This window comes from Paenibacillus sp. ICGEB2008, from assembly GCF_000307675.1.
Classification (GTDB): Bacteria; Bacillota; Bacilli; order Paenibacillales; family Paenibacillaceae; genus Paenibacillus; species Paenibacillus polymyxa.
In genome coordinates, this window is sequence record NZ_AMQU01000029.1 from 200,387 (window position 1) to 218,616 (window position 18,230).

At 43.1% G+C, this 18,230-nt stretch carries 16 protein-coding genes and 1 rRNA gene; 14 read left to right on the top strand and 3 right to left on the bottom strand.

Translation table 11 applies throughout. From position 1 onward, the window contains the following. Nucleotides 1-228 precede the first annotated feature (228 nt). The 12 genes from C400_RS0124445 to C400_RS0124500 all read left to right on the top strand — a co-directional run bounded on the left by C400_RS0124445 (nt 229) and on the right by C400_RS0124500 (nt 12,184). Nucleotides 229-2,256, top strand: coding sequence for a S9 family peptidase (locus C400_RS0124445; RefSeq protein ID WP_017428562.1), 2,028 nt, complete (start codon nt 229-231; stop codon nt 2,254-2,256). A 197-nt stretch (nt 2,257-2,453) separates the two neighbouring features. After that, a complete protein-coding gene (locus C400_RS0124450) occupies nt 2,454-3,557 on the top strand; it encodes a hypothetical protein (protein WP_017428563.1) in 1,104 nt (367 codons plus the stop codon). 177 nt (nt 3,558-3,734) lie between these two features. Beyond that, complete coding sequence (locus tag C400_RS0124455) at nt 3,735-5,324, top strand: acyl-CoA synthetase (RefSeq protein ID WP_017428564.1); 1,590 nt, start codon at nt 3,735-3,737, stop codon at nt 5,322-5,324. A 47-nt stretch (nt 5,325-5,371) separates the two neighbouring features. Beyond that, entirely contained in the window at nt 5,372-6,604 is a 1,233-nt protein-coding gene (locus C400_RS0124460; RefSeq protein ID WP_017428565.1) for an aminopeptidase, read from the top strand. 246 nt (nt 6,605-6,850) lie between these two features. Then, complete coding sequence (locus tag C400_RS0124465) at nt 6,851-7,441, top strand: TetR/AcrR family transcriptional regulator (protein ID WP_017428566.1); 591 nt, start codon at nt 6,851-6,853, stop codon at nt 7,439-7,441. Nucleotides 7,442-7,459: 18 nt separating this feature from the next. Beyond that, nucleotides 7,460-8,086 carry an HXXEE domain-containing protein gene (locus tag C400_RS0124470; protein ID WP_017428567.1) on the top strand — a complete coding sequence of 209 codons (627 nt, stop codon included), beginning with the start codon at nt 7,460-7,462 and terminating at the stop codon, nt 8,084-8,086. Nucleotides 8,087-8,205: 119 nt separating this feature from the next. Beyond that, entirely contained in the window at nt 8,206-8,994 is a 789-nt protein-coding gene (locus C400_RS0124475) for a DUF4309 domain-containing protein (protein WP_017428568.1), read from the top strand. Nucleotides 8,995-9,138: 144 nt separating this feature from the next. After that, the gene (locus tag C400_RS0124480; protein WP_017428569.1) at nt 9,139-9,666 is read left to right on the top strand and encodes a TetR/AcrR family transcriptional regulator; all 528 of its coding nucleotides are present in this window, start codon (nt 9,139-9,141) and stop codon (nt 9,664-9,666) included. A 209-nt stretch (nt 9,667-9,875) separates the two neighbouring features. Continuing rightward, nucleotides 9,876-10,466, top strand: a complete 591-nt coding sequence (locus C400_RS0124485) for a sulfurtransferase TusA family protein (RefSeq protein ID WP_017428570.1) — start codon at nt 9,876-9,878, stop codon at nt 10,464-10,466. Beyond that, nucleotides 10,463-10,978 (top strand): DsrE/DsrF/DrsH-like family protein, encoded by a 516-nt coding sequence (locus C400_RS0124490; RefSeq protein ID WP_016819042.1) that lies wholly within the window; start codon nt 10,463-10,465, stop codon nt 10,976-10,978. Before C400_RS0124485 ends, C400_RS0124490 begins: the two co-directional genes overlap by 4 nt. Nucleotides 10,979-11,054: 76 nt before the next feature. Beyond that, nucleotides 11,055-11,321 carry a metal-sensitive transcriptional regulator gene (locus tag C400_RS0124495; RefSeq protein ID WP_016819043.1) on the top strand — a complete coding sequence of 89 codons (267 nt, stop codon included), beginning with the start codon at nt 11,055-11,057 and terminating at the stop codon, nt 11,319-11,321. A 182-nt stretch (nt 11,322-11,503) separates the two neighbouring features. After that, on the top strand, nt 11,504-12,184 hold the full coding sequence (locus tag C400_RS0124500; protein WP_017428571.1) for a YetF domain-containing protein: 681 nt from the start codon (nt 11,504-11,506) through the stop codon (nt 12,182-12,184). A gap of 125 nt (nt 12,185-12,309) precedes the next feature. Here C400_RS0124500 and C400_RS0124505 read toward each other — a convergent pair whose 3' ends face one another. Genes C400_RS0124505 through C400_RS0124515 form a run of 3 tightly spaced genes read right to left on the bottom strand, consistent with a single transcriptional unit; the run spans nt 12,310 to nt 16,273 of the window. Then, on the bottom strand, nt 12,310-13,416 hold the full coding sequence (locus C400_RS0124505; protein WP_017428572.1) for a GerAB/ArcD/ProY family transporter: 1,107 nt from the start codon (nt 13,414-13,416) through the stop codon (nt 12,310-12,312). Nucleotides 13,417-13,444: 28 nt separating this feature from the next. Continuing rightward, nucleotides 13,445-14,644, bottom strand: a complete 1,200-nt coding sequence (locus C400_RS0124510; protein WP_017428573.1) for a Ger(x)C family spore germination protein — start codon at nt 14,642-14,644, stop codon at nt 13,445-13,447. Between the two features lie 9 nt (nt 14,645-14,653). Then, nucleotides 14,654-16,273, bottom strand: a complete 1,620-nt coding sequence (locus C400_RS0124515) for a spore germination protein (protein WP_017428574.1) — start codon at nt 16,271-16,273, stop codon at nt 14,654-14,656. A 225-nt stretch (nt 16,274-16,498) separates the two neighbouring features. Here C400_RS0124515 and C400_RS0124520 point away from each other — a divergent pair, with 225 nt between their 5' ends. Then, a complete protein-coding gene (locus C400_RS0124520; protein ID WP_017428575.1) occupies nt 16,499-17,656 on the top strand; it encodes a trans-sulfuration enzyme family protein in 1,158 nt (385 codons plus the stop codon). Nucleotides 17,657-18,129: 473 nt separating this feature from the next. Continuing rightward, nucleotides 18,130-18,230 (top strand): 16S ribosomal RNA (locus tag C400_RS0124525); the annotation flags it as partial.

An 18,230-nucleotide genomic window follows, 5' to 3' on the forward strand; every position in this document is an offset into this window, starting at 1 on the left:
CGTACGGTACAGAAGAACGATAACAGATATGACCTTCTCTCAAGAAAGCAACCGAAGCAGCGGTGTTTTCGAGTCATTGTGACGGAGAGAGGGTTCTTTGAGTTTTGGACAAATTGACAGAGATACATAAAAAGAGTAACGTAATCGTATATTTAAATTCATATAAAATTAATCGGATTAATTGAATGTGAAGTTGTACAAATCTAACAATATTAAGGAGGGATTTATTTGAGCAACTCGCAATCTGGCACAACCAAACGCCGTATAACAGCTGAGGATTTATATCGATTTCACTGGGTTAGCGATCCAGCTGTTCATCCCACGAGTGGCGAAATTGCTTACGTAGAGCAGTGTATTAATAAAGAACGGACAGACTACAACTCGGCTATTTGGCTGTTGCCGTTCGAAGGTAAAACTCCAATACCCTTTACATATGGACCGAAAGATGAAACACCTGTCTGGTCACCGGACGGGTCACAACTTGCTTTTCTCCGTTCGACAGACGGCAAGCGTCAGGTATGGATTATTCCAGCACGCGGCGGGGAAGCCCGACAACTTACGCACGTAGGGAACAATGTTCGTTCATTAGCCTGGTCGCCGGATGGAGCCTACATATCGTTTGTAGCTAAAACTGCTGAGAACCAGTCAACTCCTACATGCGACGCAGGAAAGCAGGAGACACAGCTTGAGGGACGAGTAGTTAATCGAACAAAAGCTAAATCCGACGGCTATGGGCTGTGTGAAGATACTCGTGATCACTTGTATGTAACTGATGTGCCTTCAGGGCACACGGTTCAACTGACATCCGGCGCTTATGATGTCGCGGAGCCTGTCTGGTCACCGAATGGCCAACAGATTTTATTTGTCGCTAGGATAGCGGAGCATTCCAAAGAGGATACGGATTTACGCAAGCAAAGTGATTTGTTTACGGTAGCTCCTGCGACTTCTAATAGCAATGCGACAGTACCGTTTAAGCTGACTCATTCCGAGCTTCAAATCGAGAGCGCTGCATTCTCTCCCGATGGTACATTGATTGCCTTTTACGGTCATGATCGTCATGCCAAAGGCGCTACTCAGACTCGACTGTATACGGTTCCCTCCAGTGGCGGGACGGCAGTATGCGTTAGTGAGACACTTGATGCTCACCTCGGTAATGCGGGTATGAGCGACATGCGTTCACATCTTCATGTAGGACCACCACGCTTCAGTGCGGACAGTCAATCCCTGTATACGCTGGTAACCATTGAAGGAAATGTGCACGTATATCAGTTTGCGCTTGATGGAACTTTTAAAATTTTAACCCAAGGAGAACGGGAAATTTACCAATTCGAGCTTACTTCGGATGAGCAGCATATCATTGCTGCTTCCACCAATGTCGCTTTACCAGGCGATTTGTTTCGGATTGCGATCCATTCAGGGACCGAGGAACGGCTAACACGAGTGAATGATGCTCTGCTTGATGAGATTGAGATTAGTGCGCCTGAGAGCTTCTGGACGGAGGTCGAGGATGGTCGACGCGTGCAGGGATGGGTGATGAAGCCTGCTGGTTTTAAGGAGGGGGAGGCTTATCCTGCCATTTTGGAAATTCACGGCGGTCCCCATGCCATGTATTCCAATTCCTTTTTTCATGAGTTTCAGTTGCTGGCGGCTCGGGGGTATGTAGTCATCTATACGAACCCGGGAGGAAGTCGAGGGTATGGACAGTCTTTTACCAATGTTGTCCTTGGAGATTACGGCGGACGTGATTACACCGATCTACTGAGCGCCGTGGACGAGGCTATACGCAAATTCCCATTCATCGATCCAGAAAGACTGGGTGTCACGGGAGGCAGCTATGGTGGCTTTATGACAAACTGGATTGTCGGGCATACGGATCGTTTCCGCGCAGCTGTGACCCAGCGTTCCATATCTAACTGGCTGTCAATGTATGGGGTGAGTGACATAGGATACTCGTTTACGGAAGATGAAGTTGGCGGGAATCCATGGGATGATTTCGAGCTTTTGTGGAGGCAGTCCCCGTTGGCTTATGTACAGCAAATCAATACACCGCTGCTCATATTACATGGAGAGCAGGATCTACGTTGCCCTATTGAGCAGGGAGAGCAGTTGTTTACAGCATTGCGTCGTTTGGGAAAGCCCACCCAATTTGTCCGTTTCCCAGCTTCGAGTCACGAGCTTTCACGTAAAGGGCACCCACAGCTTCGCGTGGAACGACTGCAACGCATTACCGACTGGTTTGTCCAACACAAAATATAAGTCTCATTCGATTTGTAGTGTTTATGGAAAAATGTCAGGTCCTAATCTTAGGACTTGGCATTTTTTAATGTGTCTTATATCCATTCTCTTAACCCCATTTAGTGCTGGTGCTGGGTCACGATTTATGGTTATCATATACGAAGATATTGTTCGTTCATCGCTTCTTGCTTACATTCATATTTAAAAGGAGATATACAATGGCTGAACCCTTAAAAAATATGTACACGGAGGAATTCCTTCGTCTATTCGGTGAAAGAGTACAGGCTGCATACAGTCCGTTCGACATTGACGGATTTATCCATCAAGTTATGGATAAAAAATGGGGAGAGCTGGAGCTAAAAGAACGAATACGGCGTATTTCGTTAACATTAGGGGCGTTTTTGCCCAGTAGTTATGAAGAAGCTCTTTCTATATTATTTGCCATTGATGAGTACTGTAGCGGATTTCCGTACTTGTTTTTCCCTGATTTCGTAGAGGTATATGGGCAGGGAGAAGAGCATTGGGACCTGTCCATGAATGCACTGGAGCGATTTACATCAAAATCCTCTGCGGAGTTCGCTGTGAGACCCTTCCTCCTGCGTGAACCAGAACGGATGATGCGGCAGATGATGACCTGGGCGGGACACCCCAGTGAACACGTCCGCCGTCTTGCCAGCGAAGGTTGTCGTCCACGGCTGCCTTGGGGACAGGCGCTGCCTGTCTTCAAACGTGATCCTGCTCCGGTATTGGCTGTATTAGAACTGCTGAAGGCCGATCCATCATTGTATGTACGTAAAAGTGTAGCCAACAACCTGAACGATATTGCCAAGGATCATCCCGATATTGTCATCGCAACGGCTCAACGGTGGAAGGGCGCACATCCTGATACCGACTGGATTGTGCGTCATGGCTGTCGATCCCTGATTCGCAAATCCATCCCTGAAGTGATGGCCATGTTCGGCTATGCAGATCATACGGATGGGGTGCCGCTGGTCACAGCAGCCTCTTTCACCACAGACCCTGCCGTATTAAAGATCGGGGATCACAGTGAACTGAGCTATGTGCTTCAGCTTCGAGAAGGTGAACCTGTACGAGTTCGCATCGAATATGGCATCGACTTTGTAAAGGCGAGAGGACAAGTTTCACGCAAACTGTTTTTGCTTTCTGACAAAACGGTCCCTGGAGGAACCCGTCTAACGGGTACACGAACACACCGGTTCGCAGACCTGACAACTCGTCGTCATTATGCGGGAGCGCACCGAATTGTGCTGCTCGTAAACGGGCAGGAAGCGGCTTCTACAGTGGTAGACATTGAGTTGTAGATTACAATAATAGTAAAGAAAAGAGTCTGTATTCAGGCTCTTTCTTTTTGTCGTTTGTTTTACAAATTTTATTTTTTTCCAAATAAATTAATTCTGGTATTAGAACCTGGTACTAAGACGTGTTATACTACATAAAGGAAGTTGCTCTTATCTTATGTATAAAGGGGAAGGTATAACTTGACTGATCAGCAACAATGGCTTGCGCCTGAATATTACAATATGACTTCGGAAATGGAACACCATGAGGCTGGTAAGACCGCACTCAAGTGGTTAAGTGAGACAGGGGAATACGAAGAAATCACCTACGGAGAGCTGTTGAAAAAGGCAAATCGGCTGGCTGGTGGACTTGCAAGTCTGGGATTTAACAAAGGAGATAGAGTTCTGGTCGTAGTACCACGGCGTATTATTGCATATGTCATTTATCTGGCATGCTTGAAGCTGGGGCTTGCTGTCATCCCATCTTCAGAAATGCTGCGGGCCAAGGATATTGCATATCGCCTTCGCCATTCGGAAGCGCGTGCAGTCATTGCCTGGACCGGAGTAACAGGTGAAGTAGATAAAATAAGTGATGATTTGCCTGCTTTGGCTCACCGCATTGTAGTCCCCGGGGACCACACAGCAAATGCACCTGGTTGGCTTGTGCTGGATGAGCTGATGGAAGGACAAGAAGATATTTTTGAAGCTGTGAAGACACACCGTGACGACATGGCCATTCTGGCCTATACTTCGGGTACCACAGGAAATCCTAAAGCTGTTGTACATAGCCATGGCTGGGGATATGCCCATCTGCGGATAACATCACCATGGTTGGACATTCAAGCTTCAGACATAGTATGGGCCACAGCCGCACCTGGCTGGCAAAAATGGATTTGGAGTCCGTTTTTATCGGTACTGGGAAATGGGGCGACTGGATTCGTATATAATGGTTCGTTCCGTCCGGGTCGTTATTTGCAGTTGCTGCAGCAATACGGAGTCCAAGTGTTATGTTGTACGCCAACTGAATATCGAATTATGGCAAAAATGGATGGTTTGGATCAATACGATCTATCCCTATTGCGCAGCGCAGTTTCTGCGGGGGAGCCGCTCAATCAGGAGGTTATCAACAAGTTTCAGGAGCAGTTCAACATTACGATTCGTGATGGCTACGGCCAAACCGAGAGTACGTTAATTATTGGAAATCTAAGAGACACACCTCTGCGCACAGGCTCGATGGGCAAATCTATTGCACCGGGACTTGTTGAGGTCGTAGACGAGGATGGTATTCCGCTGGCTCCAGGGCAAGTGGGCGATATTGCAGTGCGTGCTGATCTGCCGGCATTGTTTCATACGTATTATCATGATCCAGAACGCAAATTAGCTAGTGTGCATGGAGATTATTTTGTTACAGGAGACCGGGCTCGAAAGGACGAGGATGGATATTTTTGGTTTGAAGGACGCGGTGATGATATCATTATCAGTTCTGGCTATACCATTGGTCCTTTTGAAGTAGAAGAAGCGCTGATGAAGCATGATTCTGTGCAGGAATGTGCAGCGGTAGCCAGTCCGGATGAAATCCGTGGACATGTTGTAAAAGCCTTCATCGTGCTCAAAGCCGGAGTAGAAGGATCACCGGAGTTAGTGAAGGAACTGCAACATCATGTGAAAACATGGACGGCACCTTACAAATATCCACGAAAAATAGAGTTTATCCAGGAACTCCCTAAAACCAGCTCAGGCAAAATACGGAGAGTAGAGCTGCGTGATTTGGAGAAGCAATCCGTACTATAGTGATGAAATCATTTAGTGTAATCAAAACGGAATAGGAGCGTGGAAAAATGAGTACATTTGAATCATTGTTGGAGCAATACGCAGAACTGGTCGTAAGAGTAGGGGTCAACATTCAGCCGGGACAGGCGTTGTTGGTAACTGCACCACTGGAAACTGTTGAGTTTACACGCCTGATTGTCAGCAAAGCCTATGAAGCAGGCGCTAAATATGTACAGGTAGAGTTTGAGGACGATTCCATTACACGCAGTCGTTTTGAACATGGTGACGAAGCCAGCTTTGATTACTATCCTGCTTGGAAAGCAGACATGATGGAGAAATTCGCCGAAGAGGGTGGAGCTACGCTAACGATTAAAGTGCCGAACCCGGATTTATATCAAGGTATTGACCCGGAACACGTTTCACGCGCAACAAAGGCGGCGGCTACGGCGAGAGAAGGCTATGCTCACTATACGCGGAATGCTAAGATTAGCTGGTGCCTGATTAAAGCGCCGACGAAGGCTTGGGCAGATAAAGTATTTGCCGATATAGCAGAAGAGGACCGAATTCGTGTCATGTGGGATACGATTTTCCAAATGAATCGTGTAGACGGCTCCGATCCAATTCAAAATTGGCAGGGACATTTAAACAATCTCGAACAGCTACAAAACAAGCTGAATCATAAAAACTATAAAAGCCTCCATTATCGTGCACCAGGAACAGATTTGAAAATTGAATTGGCCGAAAGACATATTTGGCGTGGTGGTGGCGGCGAAAACGCCCAAGGAATTTATACTGTGGCAAATATGCCGACAGAAGAAGTGTTCACAATGCCTAAGCGTACAGGTGTCAATGGCCACATCACAAGTACCATGCCACTTAATTTAAATGGGCAACTGGTAGATCGCATTACGTTTACCTTTAAGGACGGTAAGGTCACCGAATATACAGCAGAATCCGGCGAGCAGCATCTCACTCATTTGCTCGCTACAGATGAAGGGGCCTGCTATCTGGGAGAAGTTGCCCTGGTGCCGCACGATTCACCGATTTCCAATCTCAATCGCATCTTTTATAATACAGGTATCGACGAAAATGCCTCCTGTCACTTGGCCCTAGGCAGTGCGTATCCATTTAATATCGAAAATGGGACACAAATGAACCGGGAGGAGCTACTCCAGAACGGTGCCAATGTCAGCCTGACTCATGTTGACTTTATGATCGGCTCAGCCGAGCTGGATATTGATGGTGAACTGCAAGACGGAAGCACAGAGGCTGTGTTCCGCAAAGGAAATTGGACAATTTAGTTTAGTCTTTTCTTAATCTCACTTCACTCAACCCGCAAACGATCTGATTCGTTTTGCGGGTTTTTTCATAGCCTAATTCTCATATCTTTACTTGTTTTGTGAAATGTAAAGTGCTAAGCTAAGTTCAAACAATAATTTAAACAGTGTTTTAAATATCGTTTTAATTTTTACTTAAATTGTTGTTTTGCTTAAAGTAGTCCGTTTCATTTGTCCTTTAGGATTAAACTAAACAGGAGGAGGAAAAAGATGAGTCACCCAGACAAAAAACAACAGACCAAAGAAAAAATTCTACAGTCTACGCTGGAGTTTATCCAAAAGAAAGGTTTCGAGGCGGTTACAATCCGAAAAATTGCTGACCTGTCTGGTACTAATATTTCTCTAGTTAATTATTATTTTGGCTCCAAAGAAAATTTGCTCAGCGAAGCTATCGAAGTGATCCTAAACAGCTTTCAGCACACATTTTCTGTTTTGGACAATACAGCGATGCCCCCGCAAGATAGACTGAAACAATTTTTACTTAACTATTTACAGGTCATTCGCCAATATCCAGAGCTACTATCACGAATTATTGTGATGGGCAGCACGCCCTTTACATCTCAACAGGAATACGGAAGATTTTTAAACATGATGGGGTTTCCAAAGGTCCAGAACACAATCAAGGAGCTAACAGGTGAGCAACAGCCAGAGCGGTTGTTAGCTATGATGCTGCAAATATTCGGAGCCATTTTTCTGCCTGCACTGATGAGTCCAATTCTTGAATCTGGAGCAGTTGTGGAAATGCCTACAATAGAGGAACAATTAAACCTGCTGTTTGAAAGATATTTTGATCAAAAATAAATCTCAGGGGTGAATACCATGGAATTTTTGAGAAAATATTGGCAAGATGCAGGAGGCATCATTGGAGTGGCTGTATGTATTGTTTTGCTTATGAATTCAGCCATCTTATCGGATCTATCAGGCATACTGTGGTTAAGCTTTGTGGCTATTTTGTTTCACCAATTTGAAGAATACCGCTGGCCCGGATATTTTGCGGGTTTATTTAACAATGTTTTGTTTAAAAGTGAAGCCCCGGATCATTACCCCTTGAACACTCAATCAGCGATGATCATTAATGTGGCAATTGCCTATGTATTTTATCTACTCCCCGTCTGGTTTCCCCACGTAATCTGGCTTGGACTCGCACCTGTTTTGATGGGATTTTTTCAGGTCATCTGGCACGGAATTGTTGTCAATCTCAAAGCAAAAACTGTATATAATCCCGGTTTGTGTACGGCATTTCTCCTGCATGTCCCTGTCGGAATCTGGTATATCCATGAAATTGTAAAGCGAGACATTCCTACGGCAATAGACTGGATTGCAGGCACAATCTACTTTGTTTTTGCTATATACATTTTTATTGTGAAAGGGAATATATGGTTGAAGAAGAGTGACTCCCCTTACGCCTTTTCTAAACAACAGCTAGGCGCTTACGATCGCAGGTAGGATGTATTAGAGATTTATAACGCTATTGTTTACAAGTTGGATACAAGTAGAGGTATTCTCGAAACGAGGTTCGGTTACACTTGGTTTGTACTCAAGAACAAGGAAAGAGTGATCTCATAATGAAACCTATACATCAATCTCGCAATCGTAAAAAGTTAGCTTGCAAGCTAGTCACTACCAGCGCTTTATTAGCAATCGGTTTTGCTGTAATGACAGGATGCGGCAATAGTGGAGAAGCAAGCTCAATTGCTCCATCTACAACAAAATCAGCCACACCATCTGCCAGTAATTCAACAGATCAGAACACAGATATCAATACTAATGAGCAAGATACTCCCAATAACAAGACGAATACAGATATCAGTAAGCCTAGTGCGGATGCAGAAAATTCCAAGAAACCTGGAAAAAAGTCTGATCAAGGTTCAACCTCGACACAGCAGAAACCTGCTAGTAGTACAGCCACACCTGACAGTAAACACAGCTCCGCAGCTGCTATAATGAGCGCAGCCAAGCAGGGGACGTTGCCCAATCTGCCTAAAGGTCTTGGTCTAGGAACGAGCAGCGATCTGTTGTTCGAGCTATGGGGGAAATCCGATTCTGGTTCTACAGGCCCTATGAGAAGTTACGCTAAATATCATACAGATCTCATACTGGATGGAAGTGACAAAGTTACAGAAATTACTTCTTACGATCCACAATATAAGAAGTTGCTTATTAAACAAGTTATTAGCGAACTAGGCCAGCCCACAGAAACAATTGACACCTCTAAAGACACATCCGGCACAGCAGAAGCTAATTATACGATCAACAACACGTCAGATCTTAGTTATTATTTAGTATTTTCTTATCAAACCAAAACGCAAAAGGTCAATTATGTTCGGTTTTACTTTAACACGATGACGCCATAATGGAGTGTGCCAAAAGAGTCGTTTCCATCATGATTAGGGAGGCGACTTTTCTGGTTCATTGCATTTTTAGAGTGTGACATTTATACTATTTAGTAATTGATTAATCACTACTAGGAAAATGTGATAAACAAAGGATGAGAAAATATGGCTAAAGCTACATCAACATCAATAAATCGCCAAAAGGAAATCATATCTGCTGCTATCGAAGTCTTTGCGGAAATGGGTTACTACCGAGCTACAACAGCCAAAGTTGCGGAACGGGCAAATATTTCTCAGCCCTATGTTTTCCGCTTTTTTGCTACCAAGGAAGCTTTGCTTATTGAAGCGTTGAAGGTTTCATTTGCACGCATCATAAACTCTTTTCACCAGGTTATTCAGTCGGCTTCGTCTGAGCAGTTAGAGCAAGAACTGATTGCAGCCTATTCGCAAATTATGATGGACTATCGCAATGAAATACTCTTACAAATGCAGGCGCAGACGATCCGTGAGGATGTGGTTGTAACCGTGATGCAACAGGGGCTACGTGAGATCCATACGACGGTCTATAATGCTTTCCGGCAGGCAGATATCGAACATGCGATGGAAAAAACGATGCTTTTTCTGGCCAGAGGCATGCTATGTAATATCTCGATGTCGCTGGATCTACCAGAACTGATGAAAATAGACGATTAATTTTATGTATGCAGTAGAGTCGCGCTTTTGTGCGGCTTTTTTTTGTTTGCTTTTAGTTAGTACAAGGCATAAATTCGTTAGTTTCTGAGCGAAAGGAGCTAACTAGGTTGACAAGGGAAGCGAGTCTCGTTATTCTTATACCCATAGGGGTATATGTATAAAGAAAATAGTGCTAGACTAACCCAACAAAAAAAGGCGGAGGTTATAGAATGTCATCAACTAACAATATCCAAGCAGATCATATTCTTGATTGCAAAGGGCTAGCTTGTCCTATGCCTATTATAAAAACAAAAAAGGCTATGAATGACCTCGTTCCCGGAAAGATTATGGAGGTTCAAGCGACTGACAAAGGTTCATTAGCCGATTTTCAGAGCTGGGCTAAAAACACTGGACATCAATATTTGGGCACTCTCCAAGAAGGAGATGTAATGCGACATTATTTACGCAAAGCAAATCCGGCTGAAGTGAAGAAGGAGCAAATATTTTCTTCTACGATAAGCCATGAAGAGCTACAAGCAAAATGTTCTTTAAAAGAGAACTTCATTTTGCTCGATGTTCGTGAACCCGCCGAATTCGCGCTTAAACATATCCCTGGATCTAAACATATCCCTCTTGGCGAACTGGAGAACAGACTTTCTGAACTTAACTTGGAAGAAGAGATCGCAGTGATCTGCCAAGCTGGAGCACGCAGTGAAAGGGCCTGCCGCTTGTTGGCAGACAAAGGAGCTAAAAACGTCAAATCTGTGCTTTCAGGCATATCCGACTGGGCAGGAGAAACAATGGGGAGCGATTCTATATGAGTACAGCAGCAGGAACTTATGCAGAGAATCAAGAGCAAGCTCAGCCCAAAACAACGATTATATTATTCAGCGGTGAGCTGGATAAGGCACTTGCTGCATTCATTATTGCGAATGGAGCGGCGGCATATGATCATGAAGTAACTATTTTCTTTACATTTTGGGGACTAAATATATTGCGTAAGGATGAACTCATACGCTCCAATAAAGGAATGCTCGAAAAAGCCTTTGGCTGGATCATGCCTCGTGGACCCAAAAAGCTTGGGCTATCCAAAATGAATTTTGCCGGACTCGGTCCACAGATGATCAAGCATGTCATGAAAAAGCACAATGCGCTTTCCTTGCCGCAGCTTATAGAGTTGGCACGAGAGCAGGGCATCAAGCTCGTTGCTTGTACCATGACAATGGATCTATTAGGACTGCAGCAAGCAGAGCTAATAGATGGTCTGGAGTATGCTGGAGTGGCCGCCTACTTGGGGGATGCTTCACAGGGGAAGGTGAATCTATTTATTTAGGGTATTCTATTTACTTTTTTGGTTTATAATATACCTATACGTGTATATGGTAAGTCAGAAAAGGAGTGCATTGCTTATGGATTACAATTACAGTGATGAACTGAAAACGCGCTTGAGAAGGATTGAGGGCCAGGTGCGTGGGGTGCTTCGTTTAATGGATGAGGGAAAGTCGTGCAAGGATGTAGTCAGCCAGCTATCAGCTGTACGCAACGCATCAGATAAAGCAATAGCCCAAATTGTAGCAGAAAATCTGCAACGTTGTATATTGGAAGAGCGAGAAGCTGGAGGAGATACAGATAAGCTGGTTAAAGAAGCAATTCAGCTGCTGGTGAAAAGTAGATAATTATGTGAATACACGAAAACAAAGAATATATAATAGCCGTAATTAAAAAAAGTTCGCTGCCTATATCTGGCGGCGGGCTTTTTTTCGGACAACTTTAGGAATGGAATAAGCCTCTGTTTATACAGAAGTATACGAGTGTAAATAACCCATAAGAGAAATAACTTCTTTCGGAGGGTATATATATGGAGGTATTTGTTACGATTGGTGTCAAATTGATCATCAGCTTTTTTGGCCTATGGCTTATTACTTTTATTACAGGCCGAAAAACACTCAGCCAGTTAACACCACTTGATTTTTTGACATCATTGGTATTAAGCGAAATTGTAGGGAATACGTTATATGACGACAAGCTGACGATCTGGCATCTTTTGTTTGCTCTAGCACTATGGTGCGCGCTGGCCTACTTTTTCGAGAAAGCGACGACCCATTTTGTGAAATTTGGATATATGGCAGAAGGTCGAACAGTGTTGCTCGTAGATAAAGGGCAGGTTAATCAAAAAATGCTGGAGAAATATGATATAGAATTTACACAGCTACTCTCCATGCTACGCCAGCAAAATATTTTTTCTCTGCGTGAGGTCTGGTACGCCACTCTAGAGACGAACGGCTCATTGTCAGTCATGCGCAAACCCGAATACGAGCCACCCGCCGCTCAGGATATGGGAATCGATGCACAGCCTGACCTTTTTTCTGTTACTGTCATTGATAAGGGAAGGTTGCTAAATGAATCTATGCGTGGGAAGTCAATCGATATTGAACAGATTAAAGTAAAGGTGCGAGAGCAGGGATATGATAGTATCGACGAGATTGCCTATGCAGAGTTTAGCGAGGATGGGACACTTCACATCGTGCCGATGAAATAGAAAAAGCACAATAAAAGAGGCTGAATACTTGAATGATAGGCATACTATAGTTCTGCTCTTCTTACCGTGTATGGTGTAGCTGCTGAGATAGAGGCATAACTTCGGAGTATTGAACTACCGTATCCTTATGAAGAGGACTGTTTATTTGTCTTTTTTCTTTTTTTAATAACAATAAAGGTAAACAGTAACAAAGGAAGGAAAATTTGAAAAATAGGAAACCAGGAATTAAGAACAAATTTTCGGCCGATTACCATATGATGAATATAGTTAGGCGACAAAAAAGAAAGACCATAAATAAGTGCTGCAAGGGGAAGAATCCATTTTTTAAATCCGACTCCGGTTATTTTTTCAAGTCCTATTACGGCACCATTAAAAAATAAAGACATTTTGATGATCAAGCCAAGAAAAAGAAGCAAGGTGAAAAGGGCATCCATTCGTTCGAACAGATCTGCTAATTCAATCAACTGAACGGTCTCCAAAAGAGGAAGTGTGCTATTTGCGGCGATCTTGGGTCCGAGAACAAAAATATCCAATTGATTAACAAATGTTAGAGCAAGTGCGGTCATTATATAAGCAAAGGAAACGGGTTTTGTGAGATTCCGGCCTTTATGTACAAGCGGATAAAATACAAGAAATAACACAGTTTGTCCGAATGGAAAGGAGATAAGCTCAGGAATAGCGGCTTTAAATATGGGGTTCCATCCTTCCTCTAAAACCGGAAGGGAATTTTCCAAGTGAAAGAGACCAGTTGCCGGAATTAATATACTAATTATGGCGTATCCAAGTACAAAAAAAGGGAAAAGGAACAAGCAAAATAAGAAAAATGCTTTGTAGCCGTAACGAACCGTGTTGGATACAACCACGATTGTGATCAAGATGATGATCCACAAAGGGGTTTGGCGGAGCAGAGTCATTACGGTCACCTCGCCTAAATCGCGTATGTTCCGAGAAGCTTCATATGTAAAATACATCACAAAAAGTAAATTGATGAGTGTACCGACATATTTCCCTGTGTAACGGCGAAACAACATGAACAAATCTAATTCAGGATCTTGATGGTGAATAGCAAGATGGAGCATTAGCAGAAGAAGTCCTGCTAATGTTCCTATCAACATGACTAACCAAGCATCTTGCTTTGCTTCAGCCCCCATTAAAAACAAAGTTGTACTTCCAACTTCAAATAAAGACATACAAATGATCAGCTCGGATACTCGGATTGTATTTTGACGCATTACTTCATTTCACCTCTCCCTGTTTATTTCATTTCAACAGTTCGTTAAAAGATTTTTCGAATAATCCTGGACGTGCAAGCTTCATTTTTACACCTATTTTTATATCCATGTTTGCGAACTCTTCAGGCCATGTCTCTTTTATTTTTTTCCAGTCTTTTGGGTACTTGTGATGAATTTTATTTCCAACACCAATAAGGTCGATATTCTTTTGCTGTAAGGCTTTCCAGCCTTCCTGAATTTGCAGTTTGATCGTTTCTGCTGCTTGCATCTGCAATTGACCTACACTTTGCATATCTTTCATTTCTCTTTGCGAAGAGGCTGACAGAAGATCCCCGGTAGCTTTAACGTCAACGTTGAGGTAATAATGATTTAAATTCTTGATTGGCGTAACCTTAACCTTGGCTTTCCGGATGAGAAAAGCGGACGTAACATTCCCATCCACATAGTTTACAGTAGTGTTTTTAATCTGGTTGTTTAACCATGAAACCCCTATACTTTCCTTTTCATTTAGGAAGCCGACTCTCTTGTCTTTCTGAAAAATGCTTAAGCCCGATAACTTGAGTTTATTTTTGGCGGAGGTTTCCTTGAAAACATCAACAGATTCTAGTTTCTCCGGCTCGGAACCCTCAAGAGATATTTCTGGAACTCCGGCTGCACTATCGGAGCTAATTTTCGAAATGAATTCATACATGGATATTGCAGGGTAAATTGATGCTAATTTGCTATCTCTTTCTATAATCTTTTCTAAAGCTTGATCAGGAATTTTCTCTGGTGGTACAAGCTTTTTTAAAAAATTACGAGCCTCTCCGTTGGCAATGAATACTTTTACAGTTTCTCGTGAATCAAGGTTGCGGAGGTAAATATCAATAATCTCTTCAATGCCTTGTTCTGCTGCTTTTTTTCCAATAACGAGTATATTATTTTGGGCAAAATATAGTTTGCGTGGGTATTCCAGGGTACTCTTCGTAACGGTCTCTCTCAATGTTTTTCCGTGTGTAGAAAAGGTATGTACAGCGCTTTGCGATGCCCCCGAGGAAGTACCACCTGAGCCAGTCGTCATGGCTGATGGAATGATGATTTGATAAGTATTGATCCAGTCGCCCTTATGTCCATCAATTCCAGTTGCTGTTGTGATGGCTAATTCGTTCAATTCTGTTCGATCTACGCACCCTGTAAGTAAAAACCCTGCAATAAACAGAACATAACTAACTCTTAATTGCCGCACCATTGATCTCTCCTATTTTTGGGTATCAGGCTTATGACCACCTTCAGTATCATCCGAACTAGCAGGGTATTGGTGAGCTGCCTGTCTTGTCTGGTTATGGCCTGACTTTTCGCTAGGTCTGGTTTTCATAGCCCACCACGGAACTCTGATGATAAGGTCCTTCATATTAGTTTTAAAGGTGGGGCTATAGGGAACAAAATAATCAACTCCGAATGACTTGAGAGATACAAGGTGAATTAGAAGGGGGATAATTCCTATCAGAATACCAAATAAGCCTAGAGCCCCCGCCAGTAGCATAAGTGCAAAACGCAACAACCTGACCGCTGAAGCCATAGCAAAATACGGGATGACAAAGTTCGATATAGCTGTGAAGGCAACAACGATCACCATTGCACCTGAGACCAGTCCGGCTTGCACCGCCGCCTGTCCTATAACCAGAGCTCCTACAATAGAAACGGCTGGTCCGATGACCCGTGGCATTCGCACACCTGCTTCACGAATCACTTCAAACATTAATTCCATCATTAAAGCTTCCAATAATGCAGGAAAAGGAGTTCCTTCCCGTTGAGCCATTAGCGTAATCAACAGCGTGGTGGGGATCATTTCCTGTTGGAAAGTCGTCAAGGCTATAAATAGAGAGGGAAGCAACAATGAGACTAGAAAAGATACTACACGAAGAGCCCTTAAAAAAGTTGAAATGTCATATCTCTGGTAGTAGTCTTCCGCCGTTTGAAAGAAATTAAAGAAGGTTACAGGTGCACTCAGAGCGAATGGCGTCCCATCAACCAGGACAGCTACTTGTCCGTCTAAAAGGCTACCTGCGACTGTATCCGGACGCTCTGAGTTTAGCATGGTGGGAAAGAGACTAAGTGGTTCATCCTGTATAAATTCTTCGATGTAGCCACTTTCAAGTATGCTGTCTGTATCAATGGATTGCAGCCGTTTTGTAATTTCCTGTATGACTTCTGGATTAGCGACATTTTCAATGTAAGCTAACATGACTTTGGTTTGTGTATATCGCCCAATAACATGACTTTCAAATTTAAGGTCAGGTGTCCGCAATTTTCTTCTGATCAGTGTAATGTTGGTTGAGATATCCTCCGTAAATCCTTCTTTAGGACCCCGTACTACGGTCTGAGTACTGGGTTCCTGAATAGCCCGTCTTACTCCGCCTGCGATGGAAACTACCAATGCATAGTTGTTTCCGTCGATGACAATGACAGCATTCCCGGAGAGGATGGCTTGATATACTTCATTTTGCGAATGTATCATTTGAATATTTCCAGACGGAATTGTGTTTTTTAACAAAGAAGCTGCAGTATTTTCCTTAAACATAAAAGTATCTGCGGAGCCCATCTCTGTAATCAAGCTCTCCATTAAATCGGAAAGCAAGTTTTGGTCAATCAGTCCTTCAATATAACAAACGGCGAGATGGCCAGCATGTACAGGACTTTCGGAAAAATCACGAATGACAAAATCGGGACCTTGCCCAAGTTTTAATTTAAGTAAAGAAAGAGTATGGGATAACGATGAATGGATTGGATCGGTAGCGGTTTGCTGTTTGGATTTTTCGATATCCTGTGTGTACCTTTTTCCAGGTTTCAGAACACTTCTAATCCAACGTGTTAACACAAGTGAACCCCCTCTTTTTTGATAAAGCATATCTTTTCCTTGCAATCCAAAAATATACGCTATTTTTATGAATTGGATACTTAGTGAAAGACATGTGGAAACCTGATCAGTTTCGAAAATTAAACAGCACAGGTCTAAAGCAATTTGACTTATAGAATATTTGAGTCCTTGATTGAGGAGACTACCTTCATGGGTTTGGAATTTTTCAGAAAGTGGTGATCAGGTTTGAGTTTCTCAGATGAGCTCATCTGTTTTGGGTTTGAGGACAGACTAGGGTATTTTGCTAAGGCTGCTGTTCCTCCTATTTATGAGACTGCTCCATTTTTCTTTGATACCTACGAGGATTATGCTGAAGCAGCTAATCATGAAAAGGAGCATTATGTCTATTCGAGAGGAACCAATCCTACCGTTCGGATTGCAGAACAAATGATTGCTGCGCTGGAAGGTGGGGAGGACTGCAAGTGCTTTGCCTCCGGAATGGCTGCTATCAGTGCCGCTCTAATGTGTAGCTTATCCGCAGGGGATCATCTGATTCTGGTCGGACACATATATGAAACTTCCGTCAGCCTAGCCAAATACTTAACGAAGTTCGATATAAACTATACCATTGTACATTCGACTTCTACGAAAGCAGTTGCTAATGCCATCCAACCGCAGACCCGTGCTATTCTTATGGAGTCTCCTACCTCGTTTACATTCGATATGGTAAATATTCAGGAAGTAGCTTCGCTTTCCAAAGCTAAGGGTATCCGCACAATCATAGATAATTCATGGGCTACACCCCTTTTCCAAAAACCATTAGAATGGGGCGTTGATATCGTCGTTCACTCCGCATCGAAGTACTTGGGGGGGCATAATGATTTAATTGCAGGGGCAGTAATCGCTTCTAAAGAGATAATAAATCGTATGTATGCTGAAGAATATGAGTTAATTGGCGGTTCGTTAGCCCCTTTTGAAGCCTGGCTACTCATTCGGGGTCTAAGAACACTCCCGCTTCGTATGGAAGCCCATCAAAGAAATGCTCTGTTGGTTGCTCGTTTTCTATCAGATCATCCGGCCATTTCTAAAGTAAATCATCCTGGACTTCCTTCTCACCCACAGCATGAGCTGGCATGTAGACAGCTTAAAGGGTATGGTGGATTATTCAGCTTTGAACTAAAAGATTCGGGTTATGAGGATATATGCAGAGTGATCAATAAACTGCGACTGATTCGGATCGGTGTATCGTGGGGGGCTATGGAGAGCCAAGTAATCTCACCAAACTACGGGTTCAATAAGCTGAGTCTAAAAAAACAACACATGCCCGAATCGCTAATCCGCTTGGCTGTGGGGCATGAACCTGCTGAACTTTTGATAGAAGATCTAGCTACAGCTTTAAGCTAAGCGTTCATTTCAGGTTTTCATATAAAAAAAGCGAAAGCAGCAGCTCCAGCAATAAAGAGCTACTGCTTTTATGATTTATAACGTTTATATCTTCGGTTGTTATAGACAAAGCACTATGTGTAGGCGAGGTTCAGTAAAAAATTGCACCGAGTAGAAACACAAATTATTTTCTGGTAAATATTACAACTTGTTTGTTGGGTATACACGTGATAAATTATATATCCAGCCAGTTAAACGGCTGTTGATTTGATCTTTGAAAACTGAACAACGAGTGAGTACGGATTTTATTTATAAAATCCAATGCTGAAATTTTGGTACATGCCATCTGGCTGTATGAAATGGAAGCAAAAATGAGATGTTTTATCTCGTCAGTTTCAAAATGAGCTAATCGCTCTTTCTATATTGTTTCATCTTCGGTTCTTCTCATTGGAGTGGATGAAGATGAAACAGGTTGACGTTACTTTGTAACGTCTTTAATGGAGAGTTTGATCCTGGCTCAGGACGAACGCTGGCGGCGTGCCTAATACATGCAAGTCGAGCGGGGTTAATTAGAAGCTTGCTTCTAATTAACCTA